This window comes from Bacillus sp. XF8 (assembly GCF_017498755.1).
Taxonomy (GTDB): Bacteria; Bacillota; Bacilli; order Bacillales; family Bacillaceae_G; genus Bacillus_A; species Bacillus_A bingmayongensis.
The window spans coordinates 74,818-86,454 of sequence record NZ_JAGDQK010000036.1; the positions used below are offsets into that span (position 1 = coordinate 74,818).

An 11,637-nucleotide genomic window follows, 5' to 3' on the forward strand; every position below is an offset into this window, starting at 1 on the left:
TATTAGGATACCATAACGAACCTATCTACAAAAGAATAATAACTCATTTTATTATGTCCTCATGTAAAAAACACTAAACTTATTCACAGTGGATAAGTTTAGTGTTTTTAATTATCCACAAGAAAAAACCGGCACTCATATGAGTAACCGGTTATTTGGAAGATATTACAACATGTCGATGGGGTTCTTTACCTTCAGAAGTTGTAATTACATTTGGATGATTGGATAATGCTTGATGGATAATTTTTCTCTCAAAAGAGGGCATTGGTTCTAGCACAACATTTTTTTTAGTTACCATTACCTGCTTTGCTAACCGATAAGAAAGCGATTCTAACGTATCTTTTCTCTTACTACGATAGTTTTCAGCATCAATTGTGATACCGATATATTGCTTTGTACTACGATTCGCAACAAGTTTTGTTAAATATTGTAAAGAATTTAATGTATGTCCTCTTTTTCCAATCAATATTCCCACATTTTTACCAGAAAGTGTAAATTCAATTTCTCGACCTTTTACATTTTTCGTAATCATCACATCCACACCCATTTCCTGAACAACACTTTGTAAGTATCGCTCAGCTTCTTGGATGGGATCTTTCTTCACTACAACTTCTACAATAGCTGGACGATTCCCTATAAATCCTAGAAATCCTCTCTTACCCTCATCAACAACATTCACATCTACTTGATCCCTTGAAACCTTTAATTGTCTTAAAGCATCTTGTACTGCCAGCTCGACTGTTTGTCCTTTAGCAGTAATTATACTCACTTGCTTGATCCTCCTGCCTTACTAGCCTTAATTTCTGGCCCTTTGATCATATACATTTGAGCGATACCAAAGATGTTACCAACTACCCAGTATAGAGATAATGCTGCCGGGAAGTTAATTGCAAAGATTAAAATCATAATTGGCATAAGCCATAGCATCATTGCCATTTGTGGATTTTGTCCAGCAGTACCTGCCATAGCAACCTTTTGCTGAATAAATGTTGTGATTGCCGCAACAACTGGAAGGATATAGTACGGATCTGCCTGTCCTAAATCAAACCATAAGAATGTATGTTTACTAATCTCTTCCGTTCTCATAATCGCATGATAAAATGCGAATAAAATCGGCATTTGAACAAAGATTGGTAAACAACCTGCTAACGGGTTTACACCATTCTTTTGATACAACTGCATCATTTCTTGTTGCAGCTTTTGCTGTGTTGCTTGATCTTTAGAGCTATACTTCTCTTTTAATTTCACCATTTCTGGTTGCAGTGCTTGCATTGCTTTCGTACTCTTCGTTTGTTTAATCATTAATGGTAATAACGCAAAACGAATAATAAGAGTCGTAACAACAATCGCTAAACCATAATTACTACCAAATAAGTTTGCAAAATATGTGATTAACTGAGAAAGCGGGTATACGAAATATTCATTCCAGATCCCTGTGCTTTTCGGTGTAATCGGCTGATTCACTTCACTACAGCCCGCAGTGATCGCCATTAAAGCAATAACCATGGCTAGTAAGCCTATCTTCTTTTTCACAGCCTGCTCCTCCTTGTTTCGGTATGTATATAGTGTAATTCATTTCCCTTTTCCTACGCTACTTGTTTGTAATTTTAATACCAGAGCGCTTAAAGGCATGAATTAAGCTTTTCTTCAATTGTTCATATGTCATATCTGCACAAGGCTTCCTTGCTATTATAACAAAATCTTTTCCAGAATCTATCTCATCTTTTAATTCTGCAATCGATTGGCGAATCATACGCTTAATTCGATTACGCACTACTGCATTTCCCAACTTTTTGCTAACAGAAAGACCAATGCGAAAGTATGGTTGCTCCGCTTTTTCAAGTTGATACACCACAAACTGACGATTTGCATTTGATTTTCCATTTTGAAAAACAGCCTGAAATTCATCATTTTTCTTTATACGATTCTTTTTCTTCATATCAATTGACACTCCTGTATTTCATCAGCGGAAATTCATTATTACTAGAAAAAAAGACCACTGAACGATCAGTGGTCTACGCAGATAATACTTTTCTTCCTTTACGACGACGAGCTGCTAGCACTTTACGTCCGTTCGCTGTGCTCATACGGCTGCGGAAACCATGTACTTTGCTGCGCTTACGTTTATTTGGTTGGTAAGTTCTTTTCATTATATGACACCTCCCTGAGGAATATCTGTTAAAGACAGTCTTATAAATTATAGTTAATCAACTAGGAAAATGTCAATGGTTCTCCAAATTTTCATCAAATATTCATTTTGAACCTATTCACAATTTTTTTCACAGCTGTTTTATTTCTTTGTGGATAATGTATTTTTCATTTTTTTATATCCACAAATTATTTTTTCGTTTTTACACAGTATATCGTGTTGTGGACAAGTTTATTCCACAAGGTATTGATTTTGTGGATAACTTTTTGAAATTCATTGCTATCGCTATCTTTTTTTGATATTATAGTTGTGTTTTCACCTTGAACAAGTTTTCCACACTTGTATTTTATCCACAAATTGTGCATAACATGTGGACAGTTATAATCACATGTGGGTAAATAGTTGTCCACATGTGTATTTTTTGTCGAAAACTCTATCTCGTATACAAACGACGTTTTTAGGTTTTAAAATACGTTTCGTATAAATATACATTAATTATTTTTAAGGTTGTACAATCGTTGCACAACCTTATTCTTTTACCATCTTTGTAAAGGAGGGACACCTTTGGAAAATATCTCTGATTTATGGAATAGTGCTTTGAAAGAACTAGAAAAAAAGGTGAGTAAACCAAGTTATGAGACATGGTTGAAATCAACCATGGCACATGCTTTGAAAAAAGATGTATTAACGATTACAGCTCCAAATGAATTTGCTCGTGACTGGCTAGAATCTCATTATTCAGAGCTCATTTCAGAAACACTCTATGATTTAACAGGAGCAAAACTAGACATTCGCTTTATTATTCCCCAAAGTCAAACTGAAGAGGAGATTGACTTTCCTCCTGCTAAAAAGAAAAGAACAAATGATGAGTCTAATCACTTACCACAGAGCATGTTAAATCCAAAATACACGTTTGATACATTTGTTATTGGCTCTGGGAACCGTTTTGCTCATGCAGCTTCATTAGCAGTCGCTGAAGCACCAGCAAAAGCATATAACCCGCTATTTATTTACGGGGGAGTTGGGCTTGGAAAAACACACTTAATGCATGCAATTGGACATTATGTCATTGAGCATAATCCGAATGCCAAAGTCGTTTATTTATCATCAGAAAAATTTACAAATGAATTTATTAACTCAATTCGTGATAATAAAGCCGTCGATTTCCGTAATAAATATCGTAATGTCGATGTCTTACTTATAGATGATATTCAATTCCTTGCTGGAAAAGAACAAACACAAGAAGAGTTCTTCCATACATTTAATGCACTACATGAAGAAAGCAAGCAAATTGTTATCTCAAGCGATCGACCACCAAAAGAGATTCCAACATTAGAAGATCGCCTTCGTTCCCGTTTTGAGTGGGGGCTTATTACAGATATTACGCCGCCAGATTTAGAAACAAGAATTGCGATTTTACGAAAAAAGGCGAAAGCGGAAGGCCTTGACATCCCAAATGAAGTCATGCTCTATATTGCAAATCAAATTGACTCGAACATTCGTGAACTAGAAGGTGCACTTATTCGAGTTGTTGCTTATTCATCTCTAATAAATAAAGATATCAATGCCGACTTAGCTGCTGAAGCACTTAAAGATATTATTCCAAATTCTAAACCAAAGATTATTTCTATTTATGATATTCAAAAGGCAGTTGGAGATGTTTTTCAAGTTAAATTAGAGGACTTTAAAGCAAAAAAGCGCACAAAATCAGTCGCATTTCCTCGCCAAATTGCAATGTATCTATCACGTGAGTTAACAGATTCATCTTTACCTAAAATTGGCGAAGAATTTGGCGGACGTGACCATACAACCGTCATCCATGCGCACGAAAAAATTTCAAAGCTATTAAAAACCGATACACAACTGCAAAAACAAGTTGAAGAAATCAATGATATTTTAAAGTAGTAGCTGAATAGTGTGAATAACTTTCCTTGTTTTACGCACAGTCTATCCACATGTAGATAGACTGTTTTTCCGTCTCTAAATGGAGTTATCCACATATCCACAAGACCTATTACTATTACTACTATTTTTTATCTTTATTAAATAAATAAAATTTTATACTTGCCGGAGGTTTTCGCTATGCGTTTTACAATTCAAAAAGACTACCTTGTAAGAAGTGTACAAGATGTAATGAAGGCAGTTTCCTCTCGTACAACAATTCCAATTCTTACAGGAATTAAAGTTGTAGCAACTGAAGAAGGTGTTACATTAACAGGAAGTGACGCTGATATTTCGATTGAATCTTTTATCCCAGTTGAAGAAAACGGAAAAGAAATTGTTGAAATTGCACAATCAGGGAGTATTGTTTTACAAGCAAAATATTTTAGTGAGATTGTAAAAAAATTACCAAAAGACACAGTGGAAATTTCTGTGGAAAATCATTTTATGACAAAAATAAAATCTGGAAAATCAGAGTTTAATTTAAATGGTTTAGATTCTGCTGAATATCCATTATTACCGCAAATTGAGGAACATCATGTATTTAAGATCCCTACAGATTTACTAAAACATATGATTCGTCAAACTGTATTTGCTGTTTCAACTTCAGAAACTCGTCCAATCTTGACAGGTGTAAACTGGAAGGTATATAACAGCGAACTCACTTGCATTGCAACAGATAGTCATAGACTAGCACTTCGTAAAGCGAAGATTGAAGGTCATACAATTTCTGATGAGTTTCAAGCAAATGTTGTTATCCCTGGTAAAAGTTTAAATGAATTGAGCAAAATTCTAGATGAGTCTGAAGAAATGGTAGATATCGTTATTACGGAGTATCAAGTATTATTCCGAACGAAACATTTATTATTCTTCTCAAGATTGTTAGAAGGGAATTACCCAGATACAACACGTCTAATTCCAGCAGAAAGTAAAACGGACATATTTGTAAATACAAAAGAATTTTTACAAGCAATTGATCGTGCTTCTTTACTAGCAAGAGATGGTCGTAATAATGTTGTAAAATTATCGACGTTAGAAGAGCAAATGCTAGAGCTTTCTTCGAATTCACCAGAAATCGGGAAAGTAGTAGAGGAAGTTCAATGCGAAAAAGTAGAAGGGGAAGAATTAAAAATCTCCTTTAGTGCAAAATATATGATGGACGCATTAAAAGCATTAGACAGTACAGAAATTAAAATTAGTTTTACTGGAGCGATGAGACCATTCTTAATTCGCACAGTAAATGATGATTCCATCATCCAATTAATTTTACCAGTTCGTACTTACTAAGTAAGAGTTGAGGGTTGCTAGTTTAAATGTGCTAGTGGCCCTTATTTGATTTTCCGGGTATTACTTTCCTAATGCTAGTTTATTTAGTACAATGAAAGAATGAACACTTTCAGAAAGTGAGCGATTTTATGAAACGTATTAAGATTTCAACTGAGTACATTACACTAGGACAATTTTTAAAGTTAGCGGATGTAATTGATACAGGTGGCGCTGTTAAGTGGTTCTTACAAGAGTACGAAGTGTATGTTAATCAAGAGCTTGAAAATAGAAGAGGCCGAAAGTTGTATGCAAATGATATTGTTGAAATTCCGGGGAACGGAACATTTCAAGTTCAAGCATAAAGGGGGAGCCCTTTGTATATTACAGAAATACAATTAAAAAATTATCGCAATTATGAATATCTAGATCTTTCCTTTGAGGATAAAGTGAATGTAATTATTGGTGAAAATGCTCAAGGGAAAACGAATTTGATGGAAGCTATTTATGTATTAGCGATGGCCAAATCTCATCGAACTTCGAACGATCGTGAACTTATCCGGTGGGATGAGGATTATGGTAAAATAAAAGGTAGATTACAAAAGCGAAACAGTTCCTTGTCTTTAGAATTAAATATTTCTAAAAAAGGGAAGAAGGCAAAATTAAATCAACTAGAACAACAAAAGTTAAGCCAATATATTGGTGAAATGAATGTTGTTATGTTTGCCCCAGAAGATTTAAATCTTGTAAAAGGAAGCCCTCAAGTACGAAGACGCTTTTTAGATATGGAACTGGGACAAATAGCTCCTGTCTATTTGTATGAATTAAGTCAATATCAGAAAGTGCTCACGCAGCGAAATCACTTGCTTAAAAAAATGCAAGGGAATAGTAAAAATGAGGAAACGATGTTGGATGTATTTACACTACAACTCATTGAACATGGTACAAAAATTTTGCAAAAGCGTTTTGAGTTTCTGCATTTACTACAAGAATGGGCTGGTCCAATTCATCGTGGTATTAGTAGAGGATTAGAAGAACTAGAAATAGTCTATAAACCGAGCGTAGATGTATCAGAATCAATGGATTTGTCGAAAATAAAAGAAGTATACTATGAAAGTTTTCAATCTGTGAAACAACGTGAAATTTTCCGTGGTACAACTTTAATTGGTCCTCATCGTGACGATTTACAATTCTTCGTTAATGGTAAAAATGTTCAAGTCTTTGGTTCCCAAGGACAACAACGAACAACCGCACTTTCCCTAAAGTTAGCTGAAATTGAATTGATTTATTCAGAGGTTAAGGAATATCCAATCCTCTTATTAGATGATGTATTATCAGAGTTAGATGATTATCGTCAATCACATCTGTTAAATACAATTCAAGGAAAAGTGCAAACATTTGTGACAACGACGAGTGTCGACGGGATTGAACACGAAACATTGAAGCAAGCGAAAACAATTCATGTGACGAACGGCACGGTAGATTGTGAAATAGACAGAACATAATTTCTGTTTAAATGGAAAAGTAGGTGATCTTTGTGTCAATGGAACAAAAGCAAATGCAGGAAAATTCGTATGATGAAAGCCAAATACAGGTGCTTGAGGGACTGGAAGCAGTTCGAAAGCGTCCGGGTATGTATATTGGATCTACAAGTGGAAAAGGTCTCCATCATCTTGTATGGGAAATCGTAGATAATAGTATTGATGAAGCGTTAGCAGGATACTGTGATGAAATTAACGTTAGCATCGAAGAAGACAATAGCATTCGTGTGACGGATAATGGTCGTGGTATTCCAGTTGGTATACAGGAAAAAATGGGACGTCCTGCTGTAGAGGTTATTATGACCGTACTCCACGCAGGTGGTAAATTTGGCGGTGGCGGTTATAAAGTTTCGGGTGGTTTGCATGGTGTAGGTGCATCTGTTGTAAATGCTCTATCAACAGAGTTAGAAGTATTTGTACATCGTGAAGGTAAAATTCATTACCAAAAGTATGAAAGAGGTATTCCGGTTGCGGATTTAAAAGTAATTGGTGAAACAGATCATACAGGAACAGTAACTCGTTTTAAGCCAGACCCAGAAATTTTCAAAGAAACTACGGAATACGATTTTGATACATTAGCAACTCGTATGCGTGAACTAGCATTTTTAAATCGTAATATTAAATTAACAATTGAAGATAAACGCGAAAATAAGCAAAAGAAAGAATTCCATTATGAAGGTGGGATTAAATCTTATGTTGAGCATTTAAACCGCTCGAAACAACCGATTCATGAAGAACCTGTATATGTAGAGGGCTCGAAAGATGGAATTCAAGTTGAAGTTTCTCTTCAATATAACGAAGGTTATACAAACAATATTTATTCATTTACAAATAATATTCATACGTATGAAGGCGGTACACATGAGGTTGGTTTCAAGACTGCCCTAACGCGTGTAATAAATGATTATGGTCGAAAAAATAATATCTTAAAAGATGCTGATAGTAACCTAACAGGTGAAGATGTACGTGAAGGGTTAACAGCAATTGTTTCTATTAAACATCCGAATCCACAGTTTGAAGGCCAAACGAAAACAAAGCTTGGAAATAGTGAAGCGAGAACGATTACAGAGTCTGTTTTCTCAGAAGCGTTCGAAAAGTTTTTACTAGAGAATCCAAATGTTGCCCGTAAAGTTGTAGAAAAAGGAACAATGGCAGCACGTGCACGTGTAGCAGCAAAGAAGGCGCGTGAATTAACACGCCGAAAGAGTGCGCTGGAAGTATCTAGTTTACCAGGGAAGCTTGCGGACTGCTCTTCTAAAGATCCTTCGATTAGTGAAATTTACATCGTAGAGGGTGACTCAGCGGGAGGTTCTGCAAAACAAGGACGTGATCGCCATTTCCAAGCGATTTTACCACTAAAGGGTAAAATTATTAACGTTGAAAAGGCACGATTAGATAAAATTTTATCTAACGATGAAGTACGTACGATCATTACGGCGATTGGTACAAATATCGGCGGGGATTTTGATATTGAAAAAGCCCGCTATCATAAAGTTATTATTATGACCGATGCTGATGTCGATGGTGCGCATATCCGTACTCTATTATTAACGTTCTTCTATCGTTATATGCGTCAAATCATTGAACATGGTTATATATATATTGCACAACCACCATTGTTTAAAGTGCAACAAGGGAAAAAGATTCAATATGCTTACAACGATAAAGAGCTTGAAAAGATATTAGCAGAGTTACCAGCTCAGCCGAAACCGGGTATTCAGCGTTACAAAGGTCTTGGGGAAATGAATCCAACTCAATTATGGGAAACGACAATGGACCCAGAAGTACGTTCATTACTTCAAGTTTCTCTGCAAGATGCAATTGAAGCGGATGAAACGTTTGAAATTTTAATGGGTGATAAAGTAGAGCCGCGACGTAACTTTATCCAAGAAAATGCAAAATACGTGAAAAACCTTGATATTTAAGTGATGACAGGAATCTGAGTGTTCCTGTCTTCTACATATAAATCAATGTATGTGTAACGGAAATGTAAGAGGAGGTGCTAGTTGATGTCAGACAATCAACAACAAGCACGAATTCGAGAGGTTAATATTAGTCATGAAATGCGTACCTCATTTTTAGATTACGCAATGAGTGTTATCGTATCTCGTGCACTACCAGATGTTCGTGATGGATTAAAACCTGTGCATCGCAGGGTTTTATATGCAATGAATGATTTAGGGATTACTGCTGATAAAGCATATAAAAAATCAGCGCGTATTGTCGGTGAAGTAATTGGTAAGTATCACCCGCACGGTGATTCAGCTGTTTATGAGACAATGGTACGTATGGCGCAAGATTTTAGTCAACGTTATATGCTGGTTGATGGCCACGGTAACTTCGGTTCTATCGACGGTGATTCAGCAGCGGCAATGCGTTATACAGAAGCGAGAATGTCTAAGATTTCTATGGAATTATTGCGTGATATTACGAAAAATACAATAGATTACCAAGATAACTATGATGGTTCTGAGAGAGAACCAATTGTATTACCTGCACGCTTTCCTAACCTGTTAGTGAATGGTACAACAGGTATTGCTGTTGGTATGGCAACAAATATCCCACCACATCAGCTTGGTGAAGTAATTGATGGCGTACTAGCATTAAGTCATAATCCTGAGATTACAATTGCTGAGTTGATGGAGTATATTCCAGGTCCAGATTTTCCTACAGCGGGTCTCATTTTAGGAAGAAGTGGAATTCGAAGAGCATATGAAACAGGTCGTGGCTCAATCACGCTACGTGCAAAAGTTGAAATCGAGGAAAAAGCAAACGGAAAACAAGCAATTATTGTAACAGAGCTACCTTATCAAGTTAATAAAGCTCGATTAATTGAAAAAATTGCAGAGTTAGTTCGTGATAAAAAAATTGAAGGCATTACAGATTTACGTGATGAATCAGATCGAAATGGTATGCGTGTTGTTATGGAAGTACGTCGTGATGCAAATGCCAATGTACTATTAAATAATTTATATAAACATACAGCACTGCAAACAAGTTTTGGTATTAATATGTTGTCGCTCGTGAACGGAGAGCCACAAGTATTAAACTTAAAACAAACTTTATACCATTATTTGGAGCATCAAAAGGTAGTAATTCGTAGACGTACTGCTTATGAATTAGAAAAGGCAGAAGCACGTGCTCATATTTTAGAAGGGTTACGAATTGCCTTAGATCATCTTGATGAAGTAATTACTTTAATACGTAGTTCGAAAACTGCTGATATTGCTAAGCAAGGATTGATGGAACGTTTCGGTTTAAGCGAGAAACAAGCGCAAGCAATTTTGGATATGCGCCTGCAACGCTTGACAGGATTAGAGCGTGAAAAGATCGAGCAAGAATATCAAGACTTAATGAAGTTAATTGCTGAATTAAAAGCAATTCTAGCAGATGAAGAAAAGGTTCTTGAAATTATTCGTGAAGAATTAACGGAAGTAAAAGAACGATTTAATGATGAGAGACGAACAGAAATTACGATTGGCGGCATGGAATCTATTGAGGATGAAGATTTAATCCCAGAGCAAAATATCGCTATCACACTTACTCATAATGGTTACATTAAACGATTACCAGCTTCTACGTACAAAACACAGAACCGTGGGGGACGTGGTGTACAAGGAATGGGTACGAACGATGATGACTTTGTTGAGCACTTATTGACAACGTCTACACATGATCATATTTTATTCTTCACAAACAAGGGTAAAGTATACCGTACAAAAGGATATGAAATTCCAGAGTATAGTCGTACGGCAAAAGGTATACCAATTATTAACTTGTTGGAAGTAGATAAAGGTGAGTGGGTCAATGCCATTATTCCAATTCGTGAATTTGGTGATGATCAATTCTTATTCTTTACAACAAAACAAGGTATTTCTAAGAGAACGCCTCTTTCATCATTTGCAAATATACGCACGAATGGTTTAATTGCAATTTCTCTTCGTGAAGAGGATGAAGTAATCTCTGTACGCTTAACATCTGGTGATAAGGATATTATCGTTGGAACAAGTAACGGTATGTTAATCCGTTTCAATGAGCAAGATGTGCGTTCTATGGGACGTAATGCAGCGGGTGTAAAAGCTATTACGCTAGGTGATGAAGATCAAGTTGTAGGTATGGAAATTGTTGAAGAAAATATGAATGTTTTAATTGTAACGAAAAATGGTTACGGAAAACGTACACCAGTTGAGGAATACCGCTTGCAAAGTCGTGGCGGTAAGGGTCTGAAAACATGTAACATTACAGATAAAAACGGTAAGTTAGTAGCAGTTAAATCTGTAACGGGTGAAGAAGATATCATGTTAATTACGGCTGCAGGTGTTATTATTCGTATGCCAGTCGACCAAATTTCTCAAATGGGACGTAATACGCAAGGTGTTCGCTTGATTCGTTTGGAAAATGAACAAGAAGTAGCAACGGTAGCGAAAGCGCAAAAAGAAGACGATGAAGAAGAGGGAAGCGAAGAAACTTCTGAAGAATAAGAGTGGGGATTTTCCCGCTCTTATTTTTTTTAGAATAACACTTGCATAGCAGCGGGAAAGTCTATATAATAGGCAGAGTCAGCAAATGAGAGATACGAGTTATCGAAAAAAACTTGTTGACGAAAACAATATATTATGTTATATTATAAAAGTCGCTGAAACGCGATGTTGAACTTTGAAAACTAAACGAAACAAACAACGTGAAACGTCAATTTTTATTTTAGATGCTAGACAAACTAACTTTATTGGAGAGTTTGATCCT

General features: G+C 35.9%; 10 protein-coding genes. 6 read left to right on the forward strand and 4 right to left on the reverse strand.

Annotated features, from left to right (window positions below):
• Positions 1 to 151: 151 nt before the first annotated feature.
• The 4 genes from jag to rpmH form a co-directional block, all read right to left on the reverse strand.
• A complete protein-coding gene (gene jag, locus J4P91_RS21185; RefSeq protein WP_207995718.1) occupies positions 152 to 769 on the reverse strand; it encodes an RNA-binding cell elongation regulator Jag/EloR in 618 nt (205 codons plus the stop codon).
• Positions 766 to 1,533: a YidC family membrane integrase SpoIIIJ gene (gene spoIIIJ, locus J4P91_RS21190; protein WP_207995719.1), complete on the reverse strand. Its 768-nt coding sequence runs from the start codon at positions 1,531 to 1,533 to the stop codon at positions 766 to 768. The genes jag and spoIIIJ overlap by 4 nt, the downstream gene beginning before the upstream one ends.
• A 58-nt stretch (positions 1,534 to 1,591) precedes the next feature.
• Complete coding sequence (gene rnpA / locus J4P91_RS21195; RefSeq protein ID WP_017150097.1) at positions 1,592 to 1,939, reverse strand: ribonuclease P protein component; 348 nt, start codon at positions 1,937 to 1,939, stop codon at positions 1,592 to 1,594.
• A gap of 76 nt (positions 1,940 to 2,015) precedes the next feature.
• The gene (gene rpmH, locus J4P91_RS21200) at positions 2,016 to 2,150 is read right to left on the reverse strand and encodes a 50S ribosomal protein L34 (RefSeq protein WP_000831901.1); all 135 of its coding nucleotides are present in this window, start codon (positions 2,148 to 2,150) and stop codon (positions 2,016 to 2,018) included.
• A 563-nt stretch (positions 2,151 to 2,713) separates the two neighbouring features.
• Between rpmH and dnaA the strand changes: the two genes are divergently transcribed.
• The 6 genes from dnaA (at position 2,714) to gyrA (ending at position 11,375) form a co-directional block, all read left to right on the forward strand.
• The gene (dnaA, locus tag J4P91_RS21205; RefSeq protein ID WP_207995720.1) at positions 2,714 to 4,054 is read left to right on the forward strand and encodes a chromosomal replication initiator protein DnaA; all 1,341 of its coding nucleotides are present in this window, start codon (positions 2,714 to 2,716) and stop codon (positions 4,052 to 4,054) included.
• 177 nt (positions 4,055 to 4,231) lie between these two features.
• A complete protein-coding gene (gene dnaN / locus J4P91_RS21210; protein ID WP_017150099.1) occupies positions 4,232 to 5,377 on the forward strand; it encodes a DNA polymerase III subunit beta in 1,146 nt (381 codons plus the stop codon).
• A gap of 128 nt (positions 5,378 to 5,505) precedes the next feature.
• Complete coding sequence (yaaA, locus tag J4P91_RS21215) at positions 5,506 to 5,718, forward strand: S4 domain-containing protein YaaA (protein ID WP_003194149.1); 213 nt, start codon at positions 5,506 to 5,508, stop codon at positions 5,716 to 5,718.
• Between the two features lie 12 nt (positions 5,719 to 5,730).
• On the forward strand, positions 5,731 to 6,858 hold the full coding sequence (gene recF, locus J4P91_RS21220) for a DNA replication/repair protein RecF (protein ID WP_207995721.1): 1,128 nt from the start codon (positions 5,731 to 5,733) through the stop codon (positions 6,856 to 6,858).
• Between the two features lie 38 nt (positions 6,859 to 6,896).
• The gene (gene gyrB / locus J4P91_RS21225; RefSeq protein WP_017150101.1) at positions 6,897 to 8,819 is read left to right on the forward strand and encodes a DNA topoisomerase (ATP-hydrolyzing) subunit B; all 1,923 of its coding nucleotides are present in this window, start codon (positions 6,897 to 6,899) and stop codon (positions 8,817 to 8,819) included.
• Positions 8,820 to 8,903: 84 nt separating this feature from the next.
• A complete protein-coding gene (gene gyrA / locus J4P91_RS21230; protein WP_207995722.1) occupies positions 8,904 to 11,375 on the forward strand; it encodes a DNA gyrase subunit A in 2,472 nt (823 codons plus the stop codon).
• The last annotated feature ends 262 nt before the right edge of the window (positions 11,376 to 11,637 follow it).